This window comes from Acetobacter sacchari, from assembly GCF_017377715.1.
In the GTDB taxonomy this organism is placed as follows: Bacteria; Pseudomonadota; Alphaproteobacteria; order Acetobacterales; family Acetobacteraceae; genus Acetobacter; species Acetobacter sacchari.
Genome location: NZ_JAFVMF010000003.1, coordinates 112970 through 133704, shown reverse-complemented (window position 1 = coordinate 133704; position 20735 = coordinate 112970). Strand labels below are relative to the sequence as shown.

The following is a 20735-nucleotide window of genomic DNA, read 5'->3' as shown; positions in this document are numbered from 1 at the left end:
CCGCCCGTCCGGGCGTAAAGGGGTCGGCTCACCAGCCAGCTTCACAGCCGGCCTGACCAAAGGATTTACGCATGTCCGAGATCGACAAGAGCGACCTGCTCAACCTGGACCTGGCTTCCGGCCGTGTGGTCATCCAGCTTCGCGCCGACATCGCGCCGCTGGCGGCCGAGCGCCTGCGCACACTGTCTGCGGAAGGGTTCTATGACAACGTTGCGTTCCATCGCGTTATCTCCGGCTTCATGGCGCAGGGCGGCGACCCGACAGGCACCGGCAGCGGCGGCAGCAAGCTGCCTGATCTGAAGGCCGAGTTCACGCGCGCTGCGAAGTTCGAACGCGGCACGGTCGGCATGGCCCGTACACAGGACCCGAACAGCGCCAACAGCCAGTTCTTCATCATGTTCGAGCCCTCTCCGCACCTTGACGGGCAGTACACGATCGTCGGTCAGGTGACCGAGGGCATGGAACTGGTCGACAAGATCAAGCGCGGCTCGGGCGGCGGCGGCGTTGTGACCGATCCTGACCGTATCGTGAAGATGCGTCCCGCTTCGGCTGAGGCCTGATTTCTCGCCGTTGGCTTCTGGCACTATGTTTTCACGTCGGAAGCCAACGTTGAACAGGCAGAGGTAAAACCACGACCTCAACCAGCCGGTAAATATTTATTGGGAAAACACCTTACAAAATATCTAGATACGCGTCGAATTTCTGGTTTCTTTCCTCTTCTACAGAAAATGACCGACAAAATGCCGACATTCGATCGAACCAGACTCTCAGGAGCCAGCGTTCGGCTTAACTAAAGCGCGCCATACCCCCCCTTTAAAGTATGCGTGTCGCGCGAACTCTCTATGTTTTCGTTGAAACAGAACCACGCCACGAGATATCGAAGTATGAGAAAAATCGTACCGGCAGCTCTATCGATCTGCGCCGCTCTGACCGTCGCACTTCTGGCAACCAACGCGCTGATCAGGACCGCATTCGTCACGCGCATTATCTATAATATGTGCATGAGTCCGTGGTTTAAGGCATTCCAGACTTCAGTTGGCATGCAAGGCACGGAAAATGCCGAACATATTTCCGGCGTGCTGTTTCTGCTGCTGGTTTCTCTGGTTGCGCTCGCAGCCGCTGTTCCACTTTATCGGAGACTTAAGAAAGAGTGGAGCTGAGAGTAAATCTCGCGCATACGATGGATTTATTGACAAAAATACAACAAATTACTTTTTAACATAAAATAAAATTAAAAAAATTCATACGAATACCAAAACTGCATATCCCAATTCGTCGTCATCTTGCGACACCATCGCGATTGTCTGAAAAATGTCTACGCATGGGATTTGCACGCTGGCCTGCATCATGCCTCAAAAGCACAGCGCCTCACCGAGGCGGCAGCATTCCATCACATTTCTTGAAAACATATCACGGTTATCGCTAATCTGCAGTGAACCTCAAGGGGGAACGTCATGCTGCGGTCATTTGAAGCGGTCAGCTGTCCTCAGAACAGACAAAATTTAATCGCCGCCGATCAAACACTCGCAGCATTGAGTAGCTCGGGCAATTACGCCAGGCCGTGGCACTGGCACGACTGCCTGATGTTCATGCTTCCCAGTCAGGGAGCCATTGAACTGAAGCATGAAGGTCGCTCCAAGGGCGCCTGGTTGTCTCAGGAATGCTTTGCGGTGGTCCCCGCCACACGCGGCCATCAGACCCGGGCGGCGCTGGCGTCTCACCACCACATAGCGCTGTATGTTACTGAAGATGCGTTAGGCAAGGTCGACGCCCGTATGGGTTCTTTGCAGGAGTTTTACCGGCGTGCGGACAGACCGATTCTCATCCAGCGCAGCGCCGCCCTGCGCGCTCTACAAGACCTCGCCATGCGCAAGGATCTGGGAACATACGGCGGATCAGCACTTCGCCTGGATATCGCCTCGGCGCTTCTGGTGCAGTGCATATCCGATGTCATGACAGGCCTGGCGATGCCTGATGCGGCTCGCCACGATCACGGGGCGGCTTTGGTCGCTGATCTCAAGTCGTATATTATAAACCATGCGGATCGGAACGTTCCTCTGGATGAAATAGGGCAACGTTTCGGGATTTCCCGCCGCCACCTCACACGCCTGTTTCGAGAAAAAAGTGGCGTTTCAATAGGGGCGTATCAGCAAGGAGCAAGATTAAAGCAAGCTAAAACACTTTTAACCGGCACGGATCTGTCGATCGGCGAGATAGCGCTTCGCGTAGGTTTTGAAAGCGGCGGCGCCCTGGCCCGGACCATGCGCCGGACCACTGGTCGCTCTCCATCGGAAATCAGAACGTCGAAGGCCCGATAGGGCATAAGATACGGCCCGACGGGACACGCAAAGAAACTCCAGATCCGTTTATTGTCCGCTCATACGAACCATCTGATAGGGCGTGGCGATGAAGTCGGGCATTTCTATGAAAATCGTCAACGTATTTACCGATGGCCAAGGCGGCGGCAACCCCGCGCCCATAGCAATGGACGCATCCGGCCTGTCTGGCGTGGAGATGCAGAGCATCACGAAAGAATTCGGCCTTGAAAGCGGGTTCATATTGCCGCCCCCTTCTGGCTCCAAATGTGACTTTGAAATTCGGTATTTCGTTCCCAATCACGAAATGGCTATGTGCGGCCATGTGACTGTCGGCGCGCTCTGGCTGTTGCACAAAAACGGAAAATTAGCTCGACGGCAGGCCAAAATTTGGACGAAGAGCGGCATTGTTTTTGGACGCCTCGCTGAGAGCTCTGGGGCGGAAGCGCAATTTGAGATTACGCAGCCTCTTGGCAAAATTGGTGTATTGCCGCACCCAACCCAGAGCGAGGCGGAGATTCTGGATGTTCTCCAGATCTCTAAAAATGACCTGGCACCGTTCCCCATTCAGAACGCAGCAACCAGTCGGGTCAAGACTTTAATCCCCCTGAAAAACACGGCCATTCTTGACGCGCTGCAGCCCGATTTCACGCGTATTGAAAGTCTGTGCGAAAGAATAGATTCGACGGGGCTATACCCATACGCTCCACATGATCGTGCTCGGCAAATTTACGACGCCAGACAATTTCCGAAAAATTCCGGATATCCTGAAGATGCTGCAACTGGAATTGCTGCTTCGGCTCTGGCCTTTGGGCTGCTGGAGAATCAGCTGGTCGAAGCGTCCGATCGTCTCATCACAATCCGCCAGGGCCGAGCGATGAACCGGCCCTCCAAAATAGATATTCGCTTCACTCTTGATGATGGAAAAATTTCCGGCTGCTGGCTGGGCGGTCTCGTGGAAGCATCTGCCGAACGCTGAAACTCTCCTTAGGTCAGTGTTCAAACAGTCCTGATACCGAACGAATACGAGTTACAGGAAATTGCTCACGTTTAACTTTCAGGACGAGTAAAAAATGAACCGACGTTCAATTTTGCAACTCGGTCTGCTGGCCGCCCCCGCTATCGTGGCGTCGTATGGCGCAAAGGCAGATGAAGCTCCCCTGATCGTCGGAGCACATGCCGGAGGTCCCCCGTTTTGCTTCAGAAAAAGCGGATCCTATACAGGGTTCGATATCGACGTATGGAGCGAAATCGCCAGGGGCATCGGAAAGAATTGGAAAATTCAACCGATGGAATTTGACGTTCTCATTCCAGCTTTGCAGACGAGAAGCCTCGATGTTGTCGTCTCGCAACTGTTCGTAAAACCAGCACGCCAAAAAGTAATTGATTTTTCCGAACCCTACTACAAAAGCGGCTTGATCGCCGTGACGCGCATCGACAATACGACGATCCATACGGCATCGGATCTCGCCGGAAAAATAATTGGTGCAGAGACCGGCACAATAGGAATCGCCTACATCAGAGAAAACATCAAAAATGCGACGATTTCTGAAATGCCCTCTGTTACAGAGGCGTTACTGGCCCTTGAGGCCGGGCGCACGGATGCAGTCGTATATGACACGCCGGTATTGATGTATTACGCCCACACCGGAGGAAAAGGTAAAGTACGGATAATCAAGCCCGACCTCGAGGGGCGCGATGTCTGTATCGGCTTTCCAAAGGGAAGCCCCCTTGTGGCACAGACGAACACGCAACTGACGTTGATGAAAAAAGACGGTCGCCTCTCCGCGCTAAACGAGAAATGGTTCGGCCAGACCGAAGAATAAGCTTGAGTTTTGTACGGAAAATGTAAAATGAACTTTGACTGGTCGGTTCTGATATCTGCCTTTCCAGATTTGATGCAGGGGCTACAAGTGACGCTTCTGATCGCGTTTTCCGGATTGGCTGGAGGGATCGTGTTCGGCGTCGTGGCGGGTGTCGCATTGGAGTATGGAGGACGAATCTCCAATGCGCTGGCGCATGTTTATGTCGCGCTCATCAGAGGAACGCCTATCGTAGTCCAGGTCATGTTCATATTTTTTGCGTTACCGTTGATAGCGGGCATTCGTATCAGTTCCATAGACGCCGCCATCATTACCATCATAATCAATTCCGGTGCTTATAACGCTGAGATTATACGCGGAGCCCTTAATAGTGTTCCGATTGGGATACAGGAAGCTGGCCTGGCGATGGGCCTCTCTTTTCCCGCCGTTCTTGCTCATATTATAGCGCCGCTTGCGTTTCGGCGTTCTTTACCGGCAATGGGGAATCAACTCGTCAATGTTGTGAAAGATACTTCTATTTTTATAGTGATAGGAGTTGGAGAACTTACACGTCGCGGTCAGGAGGTAATGGCCGAAAATTTTCGTTCTGTAGAAATCTGGTCGGAAGTCGCGGCGATTTATTTTGTGGTCATCAGCGCATTTGCGTTAGGATTACGCTTGCTGGAACGACGGGTGAGGTTGCCCTGAAATGATTGAATTCCGTCAAACCACGAAAAGCTTTGGTGATCATGTGGTGCTGCAACCAACCGAACTCTCGGTCAAGTCGGGGGAAGTCGCCGTCATCATCGGTCCGTCCGGTTCCGGGAAGTCGACAATGCTCCGCTGCGTCAATGCTCTAGAAAAAATTAACGGTGGAGATTTGCTGGTAAACGGGATTAGTGTACTGGGATCGCCCGCTGACGTACGCCAGATAAGACGTCAGGCGGGCATGGTCTTTCAGCAATTCAATCTCTTTCCAAATCTTACGGCACTGCAAAATGTTATGTTTGGGTCGATCCGCGTCAAAAAATACTCGAAATCCGAGGCGCAGGAAGTCGCCGAAACATTGCTAGGAAAGGTCGGACTTTTTGAAAGAAAGAATCATTACCCATCTCAATTATCCGGAGGTCAGCAACAACGCGTTGCAATTGCCCGTGCGCTTGCCGTGCAACCCAGATTAATGCTGTTCGACGAACCGACATCAGCCCTGGATCCCGAATTACGGCAAGAAGTCATGAAAGTCATGCAAACACTTGCGACGGAAGGAATGACCATGATGGTTGTTACTCATGAGATGCATTTCGCCCGGCAAGTCGGCTCACGCCTCATTTTCATGGAGGATGGTCGCGTTATTCATGACGGTGAACCGGCCGCTTTATTATCGTCTCCACCTAGCGAGCGATTTCATAATTTCTTGCGACATGTGCAATGATCTACAATCTATATATTGTGACACAAAAATATCCTCAGAACGAGCAATTCGTATGAAGCAGCCCGATCAGTTCGCAAATGCCTATGGTTTCACGAGAAATCAGGTCCATTTGCATAACTGGAGAAATTCTCCATGGAATGTCTGGGCGTTTCGCCATGTCCCGGAATTTATACCGACCGCGGAGATTCGATCATACTCAGTGGAGCCGGAAGAGCTCGTAGTTGGCCCCCATCGGTTAATCGAAAAGAGCGTTAAAATTGCGGGCGAGTCAGAACCACTGATTGATGTGTTGCGCCGTACCTGGACGGACGCCTTGGTCGTCATGAAATCGGGACGCTTTATAGCCGAATTTCATGCGTCGCAGTTCGATCTTCAGACCCGCCATATTATGTTTTCTTCAAGTAAATCCATCACAGGTCTTTTGGTCGGCCTTCTGGTCGGCGACGGGTTAATCGAACTCGACGCACCGGTAGCGAGATACGTGCCGGAGTTGGGGCGTTCCGCTTTTGGAAACGCCTCTATTCAACACGTGCTCGATATGCGCACGAGCGTAGTTTTTACAGAAGAATACGGCGACTCTCTTGGCGATTTCGCCCGCTATCGAAGGGCGGGCCTCCTCGATCCACAGATGGAGGGAACGCCTCAGGAGACAGTGATCGAATTTCTTGCATCGCTACAGAAAGGAAGCAATGAGCACGGTGGCCCCTTTTACTACTGTTCGCCGAATTCCGATGTTCTTGGGCTGGTAGTGGAGCGGGCATCCGGAGAGCGCCTGGCGGATTTCGCCGCCACACGTCTCTGGCGTCCGCTCGGTCTCCGCCAATCTGGTTCAATAACCGTGGATACAGAGGGTACGCCACGCGCAGGCGGCGGAATTTCCATGACCCCGCGTGACCTCGCGAGGATCGGAGAAGCCATGCGGTGTGGAGGCAAGGCCCTTGGTCGTCAGGTTATTTCGCCAGAATGGGTGGCCGACACGATTTCAGGGGGAGATATGCAAGCCTGGAGGGAAGGGAATTTTGCCGACTGGCTTCCCGGCGGATCTTATCGCAATCAATGGTATCAGAGCGGGAATGCTCACCAAGCATTCTTTACGCTGGGCATTCATGGGCAATGGCTCTACGTCGACCCCCAATCGGAGGTTGTCATTGTTAAATTTTCATCGCAGCCCAATCCCGTTGACGCTCTTATGAAAATGACAAATCTTCATTTATTTAATGAAATATCGAATTTTAATTTTACATGATAAGTTCAGTTTGGTTAGCTGCTGCTCGTAATCGCATACGCCAAAACCATGGCCTCGTACACTGAGATTTTTTTTATCTTCGCTGCAGCGAACGCTACGTTCCGTCGATGTCCGATAACGGACTGATTTCACTACCGGGGGCGGTTGAGTTGGTATTTTAGTTATTTTATGAAGCGGCGATCCCGTTTTCTGGTTGGAACGGGAAGGCTCAGTATGTCGTTCGCGAACAGGTGAGAGGAAGTCCTCCCCCCGCCCACCGACTCAATTACGCGTTTTCCACAACCTTCCCGGCGGCTATCCGGGCCGCCTGCTTCTCTTCTTCGGTCCACACTTTACGCTCACGCGTCTTTTGCGGCTTGATCTGCTTCACCAGCCCCCCGCCCAACACAGGCGGACGCATGGTCGAATTTCGCGCGTCTTCGGAATGCCACTCGTGGTCTTCGTGAACGATCAGAGCACGCCCAATCTCCCGTTCCACGGCGTGCAGCCACGCGCGCTGTTCAGCGTCGCACAGCGTGACGGCGAAACCGGCGCGGCCTGCACGGCCAGTGCGCCCGATGCGGTGCACATAGCTTTCCGGCAGGCTCGGCAGATCGTGGTTGAAAACATGCGTTACCGTGTCGACGTCGATACCGCGCGCGGCGATGTCTGTCGCCACCAGAACCTGAGCGTCTCCGGAACGAAAGGCGTCGAGCGCGCGTTCCCGCTGGCCCTGCGACTTGTTGCCGTGCAGGGCCTCGGCAGTGATGCCTGCTTCCACGATGAAGGCGCAGACCTCGTTGGCGATGTTCTTCTGCAAGGTGAAGACGACCGCCTGCCCCATCCCGGGCGTGCGCAGCAGCGTCAGCAGCGCGTCTTTCTTGTTGGCTGCGTCGAGGAACATGACGGATTGCTCGATGCGGTCCACTGTGGTTGACGGCGGAGCGATCTCGACCTTCGCCGGGTCGCGCAGCAGGCTCTCAGCCAACGCAGCGATAGACTTCGGCATCGTCGCCGAAAACAGCAGCGTGTGACGATCTTTCGGCAACGTCGCGACAATGCGCTCTATCGGCTTGGCGAAGCCCATGTCGAGCATCTGGTCAGCTTCGTCCAGAACCAGCGCTTCAAGCTGCGACAGATCGCACAGTCCTTGCTCAATCAGATCGAGCAGACGCCCCGGCGCGGCGACAATGATGTCCACGCCATCTTTCAGCGCATTGACCTGATGAAACTGGCTAACGCCGCCAAAAATCGTCGTTACGTTGATATCCAGATGGCGGCCAAAGCTCTCGAAGCCGTCAGCAATCTGCGAGACAAGCTCGCGCGTGGGCGCGAGGACGAGCACGCGCGCGCCGCCTGCTGGCGCCGGGCGTGGAGACTGCGCCAGACGATGAAGCAAAGGCAGCGCGAAGGCTGCGGTCTTGCCAGTGCCCGTCTGCGCCATGCCAAGCAGATCGCGCCCTTCGAGCAGCATCGGGATCGACTGGGCCTGGATCGGCGTCGGTTTGACGTAACCTTCCTGCGCCAGCGCGCGCAGCACGGGTTCCGCCAGAGAGAGGTCGGCAAATGTCATGGTCATGGCAAGCGGCGCCTCCGGCGCTCAAAAAAGGTTGCGCCTGTTCGGGCTTCGCTGATATCGGAACGCGGGCTTTTACGGGCGATGCCGCAGCGCGTCAACGCAGGAGACGAGAGGCGGCGGCTCGAAGGTCCGTCGCCAGCAACTCCCCTCACCACGCAGCGAGATCCTTACCGGGCGCCCCTCGCCGCATAGTAGTGCGTGACGCGCTCAAAACGTCGCCTTTCCTCACACTCAATGATTTAGCCAGCGAAGCGTGGGTGATTCGGTGCGAATTTCACGGATCAAGTCCGCATCACTCGATAAAGTCCCATTTTCACGCGCCCAATTTCGAAAACCTCTTTCTATATTCGGCTGGCGACACGCCCACATGCCTGACGAACGCCCGGCGCAGTGTATCAGCGTCGGCAAAGCCGCAGAATGCTGCGACCTGCTTTGGCATCTCCTGTCCCAGTTCCAGACGTCGCCGGGCGGCATTCACGCGAGCGTCTTCGACCCACGACGCGGGCGTCACTCCCACCTCGTTACGAAACAACCTCGAGAAATGGCGCGTGCTCAGATCCATACGTCTGGCGAGATTCGCGACTGAGTGGTTCAAGCCCGGATTGGCCGCCACCCACCGCTGCAGTTCTTGCAACGCCGAGCGACCGGGCAACGCGGCGACGCCCTTGCGGCTGAACTGCAGCTGCCCGCCCGGTCGCTTGAAGAACATCACGAGCTGGCTCGCCACCTTCCTCGCTACCTCGTGGCCCAGATCCTCCTCGACAAGCGACAACGCGAGATCCAGTCCGGCGGTTACCCCGGCTGCTGTCCGAAGGGCCCCGTCCGCGATGTGAATCGCCTCCGCATCCACCATGACGTCTGGAAACTGTCGCGCCAGCTCCTCCGCTACGGCCCAATGAGTCGTGACCCGTTTGCCGCCCAGCAGACCTGCTGCGGCAAGAAAGAAGGCGCCGCTGCACACCGACCCAAATCGCCGCGCCGTCGGCGCACGCCTGCGTAACCATGCGACGACAGCGTCATCCACCGGGGAAACGGCCGCGTTTGGGCGTCCGGCGACGAGAAGCGTGTCGATCGCCTCATCTTCGTCGTCGCCGATAATGCAGTCCGCCACTAACCGCACGCCGGACGAACTGCGGACCGGACCCGGTTCGATCGCGGTGACGGCAAGTCGGTATTCCTCACGCCCGACCTGAGCATTAGCTTCCGCGAACACATCCAGCGGGCCGCATACGTCCAGAAGCTGGACCCCCGGCAACGCCACCACCACAATTGTCTTCGACCGCACTTTCATCCGTGGCCGCCCTGATCCTAAATTGTCCGAAATCGACGTATTACAGCAATTGCAGCCATTTCACGACACTCCTACCGTCTGCGCAAGGCCAGCCCGCAGGAGGAAAATATGCCGTCCGTCACTCAAGAAGCCGCAATTCCCGACAGTGCGTTAGCCCGCGCAATCACCGAATATATTCGCGACACCGAAACAGAGCTGCTCTTCAACCATTCCAGCCGTGTTTACCAATTCGGTGCGCTGGCAGGCGTCAAGCGCGGACTCAAATTCGACCGCGAATTACTTTATGCAGGAGCGATGTTTCACGACATCGGCCTGATGCCCGGCCACAGCAGCCAAAACGAACGGTTTGAGGTCGATGGAGCCCATGCCGCCCGTGATTTCCTGCGGAGCCACGGCGTTCCCGAAGAAGACGCATACACGGTGTGGACGGCGATCGCGCTCCACACCACGCCGGGCGTGCCGCGACACATGCATCCTGTCGTGGCGCTTGTGACCGCTGGCGTGGAGATGGACGTGCTGGGCCTCACCTACGCGCAATATTCCGCAGCCGAACGCGAGGCCGTCGTCGCGGCGTTTTCACGCTCCCCGAATTTTAAAGAGGATATCATTCAAGCGTTTTACGACGGGATTCGACACAAGCCCGACACTACATTCGGCAACGTCAAGGCGGACATCATTGCAGACAAGGAGCCGCACTTTCATCGCGGCAACTTCTGTTCCGTCATACGCTGTTCTCAGTGGAGCAGCTAACCACCACCGAAGCGGACTGGTTTGAGGCCAACACTATCCCCGCGTCTTGCGCGCGTCCGCCACTGACGCGCGGCGCATCAGAAGGCTGGGGAAACGCCGCTCACTTTGGCTACTCGACAGCGAAAGCAAGCGGCGAGCGATGTCTTCTAACCAGAATAGCCTGCGTTTCGCTTATCAGATTTTAAACTTACGCCACCCCCACACCCCCGTCAGAACGCCGACGACGCCCAGCGTCGCCAGCCCCAAACGCGCGCCCAACGGCAATGGAGCGCCGAGAAACGCGGGCGTCAGCGCCGTCGCTTTTTTGGATTCGATATCGAAAGGCCCATAAGCGGACAGCGCACCTGCGACACTGTGCTCCAGGTTGGCGGGAGCGTCCTCGGACGCGGCAGCTTTCTCCAGTTGCGCCGCATAACCCCGGCGAGCACGACGGGACGCGACGATGCGCGGAGCAAGCGCGTCGATCGCACGCGTGATCTGACCGCGCAGACCGACCCACATATCCTCGCCATTGTGGAACGCCGCGCGGCAGATGGCCTCTCCGGCCACTTCCGGTTCGAAGATCGGCGCAGGCGGACGCAGGCGCTTGCCGGTCAGGTTCTTCGTCCAGCCAAAGCGCGGCGTATTGAAGGACGGCAGATGGACAAGCACCACACGGATACGATCGCCGTCATGGGCGATCTCGGCGCGCAGGCTCTCGCAGAAGCCAACCACGGCGCTGCGCGCACCGTTCTCCGCCGCCTGCAGCGGCAATCCGCGCAAGCGCGGTCCAAGCGCCAGATTGACGATCACGCCCTGCCCACGCCGTCGCATACGGCGCAGCGCGGCGGTGGAGCCATAGACGGAGCCAAGGTAAGTGACCTCCGTCGCGCGACGGATATCGGCGCCATCCAGCTCCGCGACTGGCCCCACTACGGTGGCACCGGCGCAATTGACCCAGATCGAAATCGGGCCAAGTTCTTCCTCGACCTGCTCTGCGGCGGCGTCCAGCGCCGCTTCGTCGGCGACATCGACAGCCACGTGCACGGTCCGCACGCCGGACTGCTCCAGTTCCTCGGCCGCCGCCGCCAGCCGCTCCTCATTGCGTGCCAGCAAAGCGACGTCGAAACCCGCCCGGCCCAAAGCACGCGCAGTCGCGCGACCTATGCCCGCGCCTGCTCCGGTTACGACTGCGATGCGATGCGCCATGATCCGCCCCCGATCCGTTCAGAACGCCCCGATGTGGTCCGAAACGGACGCGGCGGCAAGCCCGGGACGTTCAGTCGATGACGCGGATACGAAACAGAACGTTCATGATCGTCCCCTGCGGTCCCGCCACGGTAACAGGCACGGCGTCGACGCCCGTAAAATCCGCCGCCGGTTTGTAATGAAGGCTTGTCGCGGCGACCGGCGCGGCGTTGCAGCGCGAGCGCGGGTTGCTCGCGGGAAAGCTCGGGTTGACCGAATAATCAACGAACGTAGCGGTCCCGTGCTGCGGGTCCTTTGCAACCTTGAGAACCTGAAACTTTTCGGCGGAACAATTGATCGCCACGGCCTGCCAGTAATTCAGCATCGTGTCGGTATTTTTCATTACGATCTTGTCGACCAGACGATAACGATTCCACTGTGGGACGTCGACAACCCGACGCGTTACGGCGGAGCCATTGGAGACACCGGCTCCGGACGCATTCAGGGAGGTCACGGAGTTCTGCACGCACCCCGCCAAAGAGAAGCCTGTGGCGCACACAGCCAGAAAGAGACCCCAACGCTTCATAATTCACCGTCATATTTTGCAACAAATTCGACGCTACCTATACGCAACTCCCAAGGCAATAACGGCAACGAAAGGATTTGAGGAAAACTGCCTATGTATTATACAAATTAATATATTCGTGGAATTTATTCTTCAACGTCTTCGCAAACACGCGCGGCCACACGCCCCGCCGTCAGGTCCGCAAGACGCACAATCAGATCCTCCGCTCCCTCCACAGGGACAGCGACGACATAAGCAGCGCCGGTCGCATCAAACGTCTCCGCCGCGACCTGCGCGCCCAGCCCAGGCAGACGCGCGCCGACCAGCGCCAGATCGGAAAACGGGCAATGAAAGCCCACGCGCACGCGCGCCACGATCGACGCGCGCGGCGCAAGACGCAGGCATTCCGCCGCCGTGCCGCCATAGGCGCGGACCAATCCGCCCGCACCGAGCTTGATCCCGCCGAACCAGCGCGTCACGACCACGGCGACGCGATCTATGTCCTGCGCCTCGATCACCTGCAGGATGGGACGACCGGCCGTACCGCCGGGTTCTCCGTCGTCGTGAAAACGGTACTGCTGTCCGATCCGCCAGGCCCAGCAATTGTGCCGCGCCTCGACGTCAGAAATTTCGTGGATGAAGGCGAGGGCCGCTTCTTCGCTGTCGACCGGCGCGGCGTAGGCCAGGAAACGGCTTTTCTTGATCTCCTTCTCGAAAAACGCCCGTTCCGTCAGCATCTCAGCCATGGCCGCCAGCCCGCCACCCCCAGAGCCGGGCCGGGCCGTGGGCGCGCTCGAACAGAATCTCCACGTTGTCGACGGGCGGCGCCTCGTCTTTGGCGGTTTCTACGATGATCAGCGCGTCCGGCGCGATCCACCCGCGCGCAGTGAGCGCGTTTAGGGCGAGCACTGGCAACCCTCTATCGTAAGGCGGATCGAGAAAGATCAAACCACAGCGGTGAACAGCTTTCGGCGGCGCCAGAATATCGCCAGCGAACACGCGCGACACGTCTTCCTTGCGGCAGGCCGTTATATTCGCACGCAACGCTGTCAGCGCCGCCCGGTCACGCTCAAAAAAAGCGCAGGACGCGGCCCCGCGCGACAGAGCCTCCAGCCCCAGCGCGCCGGTGCCTGCAAACCCGTCCAGAACGGCGACGCCCTCCACCGCGTCCCGCCCGCCCCAGGAGGCGTGCAGCACCATGTCGAAAAGCGCCTGCCGGACGCGATCCGCCGTGGGCCGGGTCACGCCGCCCGGTGGAGCCTGAAGCTGCCGCCCGCGCCGGTCGCCGCCGATAATCCGCACGAGGCGCCTAGCCCCTGCGCGCTGGCGCACGCCCCTTCGACGCTCCACGCGCAGCGGGAGCCGGTTCATTATCGCGCGGCAACTGACTTTTCAGAACGCGGCCCGAAACCTCCTCCAGTTCGCCCGGCTGAAGTTCACCCAAGGGAAACGGGCCGTAGGACGTGCGGAGCAGGCGGCTGACGTGCAGGTTGAGCCCGGCCATGACGCGCCGGACCTCGCGGTTTTTTCCTTCCCGCAGCGCCACGGTCAGCCATGCGTTGTCGCCCTTTTTCGAGTCGAGCGACGCCTCGATAGGCCCGTATTTCACGCCGTCGAACACGCTGCCGCCAGCAAGCTCGGCAAGGCGCTTCGGGTCTACAACGCCGAACACGCGCACGCGGTATCGCCGCAACCATCCGTTCGACGGCAACTCGAGGCGTCGCGCCAGCGCGCCGTCATTGGTCAGCAGCAGCAGGCCCTCGCTGTTGAGGTCGAGCCGCCCGACGCTGACCACGCGCGGCATCCCCTCCGGCAGGGAGGCGAACACGGTGGGACGCCCCTCCGGGTCGCGGTGGGTGGTCACCAGACCGTCCGGCTTGTGGTAGCGCCACAGGCGCGTGTGGTCCGGCTGCTCGACCAGTTTCTTGTCCACGAATACAGCGTCGTTCGCCGTCACGAACGTCGCCGGATGGGTGACGGGGGCGCCGTTGAGGGAGACGCGCCCCTCCTCGATCATCCGCTCGACGTCGCGACGGCTCGCGACCCCGCTGCGCGCCAGCCATTTTGCGATCCGCTCGCCGCGCGCGCCCGCGTCCTGCCCGTCCATGTCAGTCATCCTTCGTGTTTCACAGCATTCGGCGCGCCGTTTCCTACGACTCCCACACGCGCGCGCCAGTCGCGGCAGGCGGAGACGAAGGCGGCGAAGATGGCCTTGTCTCCAGCATCGATAAGAAATTCGGGGTGCCATTGCACGCCCAGACAGAACGTGGCCTCGCCATCCTCGATAGCTTCGATAACGCCATCCTCTGCTCGCGCGGAGATGATCGCCCGGCCGGGATCTCGTACTGCCTGATGATGGGAGGAATTCACCGCCATGCGCGAACGTCCAACAATCGCCGCAAGACGTGTCCCCGGTTCGATCATGACGATATGACCCGCCTCGTCACGCGGATTGGGCTGCTCGTGCGGTAGCGCGTTCGGGATCGCCTCCGTTATGTCCTGATACAGGGAACCGCCCAGAACGGCGGCCAGCAGCTGCATACCGCCGCAGATTCCAAGAATCGGCATCCCCCGCGCGCGCGCCGCCTCAATCAGGGCCAACTCGGAACGCGTGCGCGCCGGTTTGAGCTGCGTGGACGGATGGAGCGTCTCATCGCCATACAACGCAGGATCGATGTCAAAGGCGCCGCCAGTGACGACGAGTCCGTCGAGCCGGTCGAGAAAAGCGCCAGCCATACAAGGCGCGTGCGGTATGGCCACAGGCACACCATCGGCGCCGATAATGGCGCTCATGTAATTGGCGCGCAGGGCGTACCATGGAAAGGCGGAATACTGGCCGGAGCCTCCCGGCTCCTGATCCATGGTTACGCCGATGACGGGGTTATCGCGTGTCATGGCGCTCACATAGAATAAAGCGCCGAGCCGGTATACGGGGCGGCCGTTCGCTCATCTCTTGATCAATCATCGTCCGGATGTGCGAAGCGTCACATCAAGGTGGGCGACGGTTGCGCTCGCCGCCGTAAAGAGCGGCAACACCATCGGCTCCAACTGTGTCCCAACGCAGAAAGTAAATAGCGTGTCAGATCCGATACGCTCTGCGTCCGAACAAAGATCAATACCTTTGAACCGAACGATTTCTGTCGCGCACATACGCTTAAAGTAGAAGAAACACCCGGGAGCGCCTCTGGCGGCGCAACGAGGCGCAGCTTTATTGACACCTGATTATCAGACGAAATGGAAGAGCCGGGAGACCGTCCTGAATTGGCGGAAGCAGCTCACACCCGAAACAGCGGGTTCGAACAACGACATCCTGAGAAGATAATCGACGGAAACGCTTCGGTTCAGCCTGGACCCGTTCCGTCGGACCTTCAGGCGTGACTTTTCAGAGGTCAGCCAGCTTCACTGCGCCAGACTCATTCGCCACGCGGGCGTGCGCCGCCTCGCTGCCGAAATGAAATGTTCCGCGCTCGGAAGCGGCCAAGCCGACGCCGATTGCGGCGGCTGCCAAGACAAGTGTCAGACTGCGCATCGGGGTCTCTCCCTACACTTCAGGCGGCGAAGTTGAACCGTTATGTTACAGAGATCACTATTTCTGTGAGCTGCACTTTGTGCCCTCGTCGTGTTACAAGCAAGGGAAAATAAGGGGTTTTCGATTATTTTTCACCGACTGCATCCTCGCCCGTCCAACCGGCGTTTGAAACAGAACGTGACTACGGCCGATCGACGCTTCGTTTCGCGCGAACCTTCCCCGTGAAGCGCGAGATTGCCTCCGGCGGTTTGTTGCGATGGAGCGCCATGGACGAGGCTTTGGCCGAAGCCCGCGCCGCTTCCGGGCGTGGCGAAGTGCCGGTTGGCGCGGTCGTTCTGGGCGCGCACGGGCAGATTATCGCCAGCGCCGGGAATCAGGTGGAGGCCGACCATGACGCTTCAGCGCACGCCGAGATGCTCGCGCTACGTGGGGCCGCCCGCCTGCTGGGGTCGACGCGACTGAACGATTGTACGCTGGTCGTGACGCTGGAGCCGTGTCCCATGTGCGCAGCCGCCGCCGTCCATTTCCGCGTCCGGCGGGTCGTCTTCGGCGCCTACGACCCGAAAGGCGGCGGCGTCGAGCACGGCCCTCGCATTTTCGCCCAGCCAGCATGCCTCCACCGTCCCGACGTCGTCGGCGGGGTTGATGAGCAGCGCTGCGCGACCCTCCTGCGCTCGTTTTTTCAAGATTTGCGGGCCGACAGGACGGCTCGGCGCCAATCAGGCGACGCATAATCGTCAAAAGTGACAGCCTAACGCGTTTTTCATCACCGTGTATGATGCCGGTTCGACGACACAAGGCATTGTGACCTCGTCACGTCTCGGACGGACATGTCGGGTCAGCCCCGACGCCAAGTCCAGAAGGGGTCGCGTATCGCGACCCGATCAGTTGGAGCCTACCGGAAGACCTATGCAAGACCAGACACAGTCGCCCCGGACCGCCGGGAACAAACGTCGCTCGCTCCTGCTCGCCGTCGCCGGCGTCGAACTTCTGTCCCTGGCCGTCCCCCCGATGCTGGGGACGGCTGGCCTGATCAGCAGCGCACACGCCGACGCGCCGGGCGCCATTCAGCCCCGTACGCAGACCCAGACGATCCCTGACTTCGTTAATCTGGTGAAGCAGGTGAAGCCGGCGGTGATCTCCATCACCTCAATCATCAAGGCTGACGCGGCGGATGAGGAAGGCGGCGGCATGGGCGGCGGACAGGGCGGCATGCAGCAGTCGCCGTTCCCCTTCCCCTTTCCGTTCCAGATGATGCCGCAGCACCAGCGCCAGACGATCGAGGCGCGCGGTTCGGGCTTCATCATTTCCGCCGACGGTTACGCCGTGACCAACAATCACGTCGTCAAAGGCGCGACCAAGGTGACTGCGACGCTTGACGACGGCACGACGCTTGCGGCCCGCATCGTTGGACGCGACCCGAAGACTGATCTGGCGCTGCTGAAGCTGACATCCACGAACAAGCTGCCGTTCATCGAGCTTGGCGAGTCCGACGATGTCCTCCCCGGGCAGTGGGTCGTGGCCGTTGGCAACCCATACGGACTCGGCGGCACTGTCACGGCCGGCATCGTCTCCGCTCTGGGCCGCGACATCGGCGACGGACCGTATGACAGCTTTTTCCAGATCGACGCGCCGATCAATCGCGGCAACTCCGGTGGCCCGCTGTTCACGCAGGACGGAAAAGTCATTGGCGTGAACACTGCGATCTACTCGCCGTCAGGCGGATCGATCGGCATCGGGTTCGCCATTCCGTCCGATGTGGTCAAGAATGTCGTCTCCCAGATTCAAAAGACCGGCCACGTCACGCGCGGCTATCTGGGCGTCGAGGCCCAGCAGATCTCCCCGTCGATGGCGAGCGCGCTTGGCCTGAAGTCGCCGTCCCCCGGCGCCCCGCCATCAGGTGCCCTGGTCGCAAACGTGACGGCTGGCAGCCCGGCCGAGAAGGCCGGGATCAAATCCGGAGACGTTATCGTCAAACTCGACGGCAAGCCGGTGGACACGCCGCATAATCTGGCCGTGAAGGTCGCCTCCATCGCCCCGAACACCGACGCAACCGTCACGCTGCTACGCAACGGCGCTTCGCGTGACGTGACCGTTCACATCGCCAATCAGTCCTCTGCTGGCGATGCGGCAGGCGCGTCCGCACAAGTCGGCGCCAAAGGGGAGAAGCTTGGCGTTTCCCTGTCGCCACTGACCGGCAATGTCCGCCAGCAGCTTGGGCTCGACAGTTCTGTCCATGGCGTTGTGGTTACGGACGTCAAGCCGGGCTCAGCAGCCGAGCAGGCTGGCGTTCGGCCGGGCGACGTCATTCAGGCCGTGGGCGATCAGCCGATCGACAACCCGCACGCCGCCGTAACGGCCGTCGCCGCCGCGCTGAAGACCCGTCAGGCGGTGCTGCTGCGCGTCCTGCGTGATGGGCAGTCCCTGTTCGTTGCGATCTCGCTGAACGGCGACAACGGCGACGCTGGCAGTGGCGCACCGGGCGGCGGAAACGACGGAGATGACGACGACAACAACTGACGACTTGTCGCCGCCCGAATTTCGGGCGGCGGGTTCGCGCCCGACGCTACCGCACAGGATCAACCCTTGCGCAGCGCAAGAGTCATCGGGTTATGTTTTTGTCAGATATATAAAACCGTCATTTTATAGATGCCACGCCAGCGTCATCCCGATGAGACGCGGTGGAACAAGATAGTACTGATCGAAGATGCCCCCTCCACCTGAATACCCCATGGTCACGCCCCGGGAACTGGTCAGATTTTTCACGTATATCGAGAGAACGCTGTGACCGAGTGACGTAGGCAAGTCGCCGGACAGGCGCAAATCCAGTGTGTTGTAATTACCCATCTTCATTGCGCTACCAAACATCACCGGGGCGTATCCCTGATAGTGGTGCATGATCGAAAAAACTGGTCGCATAAAAAGTGTTTTCGCCTGATAGCTCAGAGTCTCACTGAATTGCCATTTCGGGCTGGCCGCCAGTTGTGTTCCCTTGTTCAAGACCACGCCGTTTCCAAGGTTCACAGCCTCGGTCATGTGAGCGTCCGTATATGTGGCGTTTGACTGCAACGTCAGCCCCGGAAGAGGCGTCACCCATGTGCCCGCAAATTCAAAACCGCGACTTGTAGCGCGACCCACGTTGGCCTCATACCCGACCCCGTCAGGGCGGGCGAGTTTCGCCTGAAGATTTCTCCAGTCTATATAATAAAGCGTTGGCTCCAGAATCAGGTGGCCTCGAAAGAAATTCAGCCTTGCGCCTACCTCATAATTCTTGAGGCTGTCGGACTTCGTTTCGCGAGGCGTGGGATATTGGGCGCTCACCGGGTTGGTATTGGGGGCGCCAAACCGGTATCCTTCCGAAAATTGAAAATACGCCATGATATGCCTGTCGGGCTCGTACTTGAACGCGAATTTTGGCAAGGCGCTGGTTTGTGAGGAGCGTCCAGACGAATAATTGAAGAGGCTGCCATAGGCCAGATATGACCCCAGCCCCCCGACTTCCGCAGATGATTTTTCGGACATGCCGAACACACGCGCACCTCCGGTCAACGTAAAGTCATGTAGGAATTTGTATGATATTTCTCCAAAAATTGACTTTTCTACTCCGTTATAATTCACATCGTAGGGCTGCCAGACATCGCCGCCAGGCGCCAACTGACTGGCCAACTCCGATCCATACATAGAAGCGAGGTAATCGCCGCTCCCCGCAGTCGAAAGCGGGCTATTCACACGCTTCCATGTCTCGTAATACGCGGCTCCGATCAACCAGGACAACGGCCCCTGCCCCTTGGAAGTCAGGCGCAATTCATAGTACATGGACTTCCCGTCGACGCTCTGCCTGTCAATCGTCGGAGCTTTGATCGTCGGGAACAGAGCGCCGTAATATCGGGTATAGTCCCACGACGCGGACTGCCCCTTCCTCAGGAAAGCGCCAATCGCCGTTAACGATGCAAAGCCCAAGTCCTGATCCAGTCGTAACTCGTGCATCTGCGTCTGCGTACGAACCGGCTCCAGCGTCGCCACTTTCTTCGTGTATGCGCCATAGACCTCCGACATTGAATATGGGTCATCGGATACGTCAGTGCTCTGCCCGAGATAGGTATAAGCAAGCTTCGTTCCGTCCGTCGGCGTAAATACTACGCTGACCCGGGCGTTACGCGTATATGTCGTGTTGGTGTTTTTCCCGATGCCAAGATTCGTGATGTATCCGGGATCTTGTCGATAATCGAGCACCCCCCTAACCGCCAACCTTCCTTTGATGATCGGGATGTTAACCATTCCCTTTTCACCATAACCCACTTCGTGCCCGGGCATCCCAACGATAGACGTTTCCCCGGCGGCATCCCATTTTGTTACGTTCGCCTGATTCGGAATGTAATCAATTGCGCCGCCCAACGTCGCCGATCCGAATAGCGTACTTTGCGGCCCTTTGAGAGCTTCGATGCGAGCCACATCAAACGTGTCTATATCAGGGACGGAAACTGCGAACCCCGGATCGGTCAAAGGTATGTCGTTCAGAAAATACCCCGTCGTTCCTTGACCCTGATCAATTCCAGCTGTCGTCGCCACACCGCGAAAAGTAATCGCCGAATATCCGGGGATGGAAGCGGATAATGTGGCCCCGGGTATCTGCGAAATATAATCCTGAAAAGCTTGCGCCCCTCTGGCTTCGAGGCTGGCGCCCGTAAGGACGGTGACTGAATTAGCGACGTCATGTGTCGATTGACGCCGTCGCGACGCGGATATGGTAATTGCTTCCGGGCTTCCTTCAGCAGAATACACGGCATCAGTTTTTTTGATGTTTTTTATCTGCTTTGAAGAACTTGCTGTTTGGCCTGTTTTTCGGCCTCCAGCAGCGTTCACTGCACCCTGTGCGCGAGCACCGGCAGGGTGAAGATACGCCAGACTGCAAAACGAGCTGACAAGAAGGAGGCTACGCTTCCTCCATTTTTTTGATTGCATAAGGTGATAAAACATTTTTATTTCCACATCCCGCCGCGAACGTCGCACTTTCTCGAACCTGCTATCGTTACAAAACTCTACCGCCGAGGAATTTGAGATAAAAATTTCTTATTCAAAA

21 protein-coding genes are annotated in these 20735 nt (G+C 58.3%); 11 read left to right on the top strand and 10 right to left on the bottom strand.

The window, feature by feature from the left end:
* The first annotated feature begins 71 nt into the window (after nt 1-71).
* The 8 genes from J2D73_RS03500 (at nt 72) to J2D73_RS03465 (ending at nt 6795) form a co-directional block, all read left to right on the top strand.
* Nucleotides 72-560 carry a peptidylprolyl isomerase gene (locus J2D73_RS03500; protein ID WP_207879421.1) on the top strand — a complete coding sequence of 163 codons (489 nt, stop codon included), beginning with the start codon at nt 72-74 and terminating at the stop codon, nt 558-560.
* A 324-nt stretch (nt 561-884) separates the two neighbouring features.
* Nucleotides 885-1160, top strand: coding sequence for a hypothetical protein (locus J2D73_RS03495; protein WP_207879419.1), 276 nt, complete (start codon nt 885-887; stop codon nt 1158-1160).
* A 423-nt stretch (nt 1161-1583) separates the two neighbouring features.
* Nucleotides 1584-2318 (top strand): helix-turn-helix domain-containing protein, encoded by a 735-nt coding sequence (locus J2D73_RS03490; RefSeq protein WP_207879417.1) that lies wholly within the window; start codon nt 1584-1586, stop codon nt 2316-2318.
* An 88-nt stretch (nt 2319-2406) separates the two neighbouring features.
* The gene (locus tag J2D73_RS03485) at nt 2407-3294 is read left to right on the top strand and encodes a PhzF family phenazine biosynthesis protein (RefSeq protein WP_207879416.1); all 888 of its coding nucleotides are present in this window, start codon (nt 2407-2409) and stop codon (nt 3292-3294) included.
* 94 nt (nt 3295-3388) lie between these two features.
* The gene (locus J2D73_RS03480) at nt 3389-4141 is read left to right on the top strand and encodes a transporter substrate-binding domain-containing protein (protein ID WP_207879414.1); all 753 of its coding nucleotides are present in this window, start codon (nt 3389-3391) and stop codon (nt 4139-4141) included.
* Between the two features lie 27 nt (nt 4142-4168).
* Nucleotides 4169-4825 (top strand): glutamine ABC transporter permease GlnP, encoded by a 657-nt coding sequence (gene glnP / locus J2D73_RS03475; protein WP_207879412.1) that lies wholly within the window; start codon nt 4169-4171, stop codon nt 4823-4825.
* 1 nt (nt 4826) lies between these two features.
* The gene (glnQ, locus tag J2D73_RS03470) at nt 4827-5549 is read left to right on the top strand and encodes a glutamine ABC transporter ATP-binding protein GlnQ (protein WP_207879410.1); all 723 of its coding nucleotides are present in this window, start codon (nt 4827-4829) and stop codon (nt 5547-5549) included.
* Nucleotides 5550-5601: 52 nt separating this feature from the next.
* The gene (locus tag J2D73_RS03465; protein WP_207879408.1) at nt 5602-6795 is read left to right on the top strand and encodes a serine hydrolase domain-containing protein; all 1194 of its coding nucleotides are present in this window, start codon (nt 5602-5604) and stop codon (nt 6793-6795) included.
* A 265-nt stretch (nt 6796-7060) separates the two neighbouring features.
* Here J2D73_RS03465 and J2D73_RS03460 read toward each other — a convergent pair whose 3' ends face one another.
* On the bottom strand, nt 7061-8353 hold the full coding sequence (locus J2D73_RS03460; protein WP_207879406.1) for a DEAD/DEAH box helicase: 1293 nt from the start codon (nt 8351-8353) through the stop codon (nt 7061-7063).
* A gap of 313 nt (nt 8354-8666) precedes the next feature.
* A complete protein-coding gene (locus J2D73_RS03455) occupies nt 8667-9644 on the bottom strand; it encodes a GlxA family transcriptional regulator (protein ID WP_207879404.1) in 978 nt (325 codons plus the stop codon).
* Between the two features lie 108 nt (nt 9645-9752).
* Between J2D73_RS03455 and J2D73_RS03450 the strand changes: the two genes are divergently transcribed.
* Complete coding sequence (locus J2D73_RS03450) at nt 9753-10394, top strand: HD domain-containing protein (RefSeq protein ID WP_207879402.1); 642 nt, start codon at nt 9753-9755, stop codon at nt 10392-10394.
* Nucleotides 10395-10568: 174 nt separating this feature from the next.
* On the opposite strand, the gene J2D73_RS03445 is transcribed toward J2D73_RS03450, so the two are convergent.
* From J2D73_RS03445 to J2D73_RS03415, 7 genes are all read right to left on the bottom strand, one after another.
* On the bottom strand, nt 10569-11582 hold the full coding sequence (locus J2D73_RS03445; RefSeq protein WP_207879400.1) for an SDR family oxidoreductase: 1014 nt from the start codon (nt 11580-11582) through the stop codon (nt 10569-10571).
* A 70-nt stretch (nt 11583-11652) separates the two neighbouring features.
* Nucleotides 11653-12147 (bottom strand): hypothetical protein, encoded by a 495-nt coding sequence (locus J2D73_RS03440; protein ID WP_207879397.1) that lies wholly within the window; start codon nt 12145-12147, stop codon nt 11653-11655.
* A 125-nt stretch (nt 12148-12272) separates the two neighbouring features.
* On the bottom strand, nt 12273-12872 hold the full coding sequence (locus J2D73_RS03435; protein ID WP_408736818.1) for an IMPACT family protein: 600 nt from the start codon (nt 12870-12872) through the stop codon (nt 12273-12275).
* The gene (gene rsmD, locus J2D73_RS03430) at nt 12865-13428 is read right to left on the bottom strand and encodes a 16S rRNA (guanine(966)-N(2))-methyltransferase RsmD (RefSeq protein WP_207879395.1); all 564 of its coding nucleotides are present in this window, start codon (nt 13426-13428) and stop codon (nt 12865-12867) included. Before rsmD ends, J2D73_RS03435 begins: the two co-directional genes overlap by 8 nt.
* A 7-nt stretch (nt 13429-13435) precedes the next feature.
* A complete protein-coding gene (locus J2D73_RS03425) occupies nt 13436-14233 on the bottom strand; it encodes a pseudouridine synthase (protein ID WP_243429606.1) in 798 nt (265 codons plus the stop codon).
* A 5-nt stretch (nt 14234-14238) separates the two neighbouring features.
* The gene (locus J2D73_RS03420; RefSeq protein WP_207879390.1) at nt 14239-15021 is read right to left on the bottom strand and encodes a gamma-glutamyl-gamma-aminobutyrate hydrolase family protein; all 783 of its coding nucleotides are present in this window, start codon (nt 15019-15021) and stop codon (nt 14239-14241) included.
* 487 nt (nt 15022-15508) lie between these two features.
* On the bottom strand, nt 15509-15655 hold the full coding sequence (locus J2D73_RS03415) for a hypothetical protein (protein ID WP_207879388.1): 147 nt from the start codon (nt 15653-15655) through the stop codon (nt 15509-15511).
* A 266-nt stretch (nt 15656-15921) separates the two neighbouring features.
* On the opposite strand from J2D73_RS03415, the gene J2D73_RS03410 reads away from it, so the two are divergent.
* The gene (locus J2D73_RS03410; RefSeq protein WP_207879673.1) at nt 15922-16389 is read left to right on the top strand and encodes a nucleoside deaminase; all 468 of its coding nucleotides are present in this window, start codon (nt 15922-15924) and stop codon (nt 16387-16389) included.
* Between the two features lie 175 nt (nt 16390-16564).
* Nucleotides 16565-18175, top strand: a complete 1611-nt coding sequence (locus J2D73_RS03405) for a Do family serine endopeptidase (RefSeq protein ID WP_207879387.1) — start codon at nt 16565-16567, stop codon at nt 18173-18175.
* Nucleotides 18176-18298: 123 nt separating this feature from the next.
* On the opposite strand, the gene J2D73_RS03400 is transcribed toward J2D73_RS03405, so the two are convergent.
* Nucleotides 18299-20617 (bottom strand): TonB-dependent receptor, encoded by a 2319-nt coding sequence (locus tag J2D73_RS03400; RefSeq protein WP_243429628.1) that lies wholly within the window; start codon nt 20615-20617, stop codon nt 18299-18301.
* Nucleotides 20618-20735 lie beyond the last annotated feature (118 nt).

Coding starts and splice junctions, on each gene's coding strand:
- J2D73_RS03500 (WP_207879421.1), top strand. CDS start 72: ATGTCCGAGATCGACAAGAGCGACCTGCTCAACCTGGACCTGGCTTCC.
- J2D73_RS03495 (WP_207879419.1), top strand. CDS start 885: ATGAGAAAAATCGTACCGGCAGCTCTATCGATCTGCGCCGCTCTGACC.
- J2D73_RS03490 (WP_207879417.1), top strand. CDS start 1,584: ATGTTCATGCTTCCCAGTCAGGGAGCCATTGAACTGAAGCATGAAGGT.
- J2D73_RS03485 (WP_207879416.1), top strand. CDS start 2,407: ATGAAGTCGGGCATTTCTATGAAAATCGTCAACGTATTTACCGATGGC.
- J2D73_RS03480 (WP_207879414.1), top strand. CDS start 3,389: ATGAACCGACGTTCAATTTTGCAACTCGGTCTGCTGGCCGCCCCCGCT.
- glnP (WP_207879412.1), top strand. CDS start 4,169: ATGAACTTTGACTGGTCGGTTCTGATATCTGCCTTTCCAGATTTGATG.
- glnQ (WP_207879410.1), top strand. CDS start 4,827: ATGATTGAATTCCGTCAAACCACGAAAAGCTTTGGTGATCATGTGGTG.
- J2D73_RS03465 (WP_207879408.1), top strand. CDS start 5,602: ATGAAGCAGCCCGATCAGTTCGCAAATGCCTATGGTTTCACGAGAAAT.
- J2D73_RS03460 (WP_207879406.1), bottom strand. CDS start 8,353: ATGACCATGACATTTGCCGACCTCTCTCTGGCGGAACCCGTGCTGCGC.
- J2D73_RS03455 (WP_207879404.1), bottom strand. CDS start 9,644: ATGAAAGTGCGGTCGAAGACAATTGTGGTGGTGGCGTTGCCGGGGGTC.
- J2D73_RS03450 (WP_207879402.1), top strand. CDS start 9,753: ATGCCGTCCGTCACTCAAGAAGCCGCAATTCCCGACAGTGCGTTAGCC.
- J2D73_RS03445 (WP_207879400.1), bottom strand. CDS start 11,582: ATGGCGCATCGCATCGCAGTCGTAACCGGAGCAGGCGCGGGCATAGGT.
- J2D73_RS03440 (WP_207879397.1), bottom strand. CDS start 12,147: ATGAAGCGTTGGGGTCTCTTTCTGGCTGTGTGCGCCACAGGCTTCTCT.
- J2D73_RS03435 (WP_408736818.1), bottom strand. CDS start 12,872: ATGGCTGAGATGCTGACGGAACGGGCGTTTTTCGAGAAGGAGATCAAG.
- J2D73_RS03425 (WP_243429606.1), bottom strand. CDS start 14,233: ATGGACGGGCAGGACGCGGGCGCGCGCGGCGAGCGGATCGCAAAATGG.
- J2D73_RS03420 (WP_207879390.1), bottom strand. CDS start 15,021: ATGACACGCGATAACCCCGTCATCGGCGTAACCATGGATCAGGAGCCG.
- J2D73_RS03415 (WP_207879388.1), bottom strand. CDS start 15,655: ATGCGCAGTCTGACACTTGTCTTGGCAGCCGCCGCAATCGGCGTCGGC.
- J2D73_RS03410 (WP_207879673.1), top strand. CDS start 15,922: ATGGACGAGGCTTTGGCCGAAGCCCGCGCCGCTTCCGGGCGTGGCGAA.
- J2D73_RS03405 (WP_207879387.1), top strand. CDS start 16,565: ATGCAAGACCAGACACAGTCGCCCCGGACCGCCGGGAACAAACGTCGC.
- J2D73_RS03400 (WP_243429628.1), bottom strand. CDS start 20,617: ATGCAATCAAAAAAATGGAGGAAGCGTAGCCTCCTTCTTGTCAGCTCG.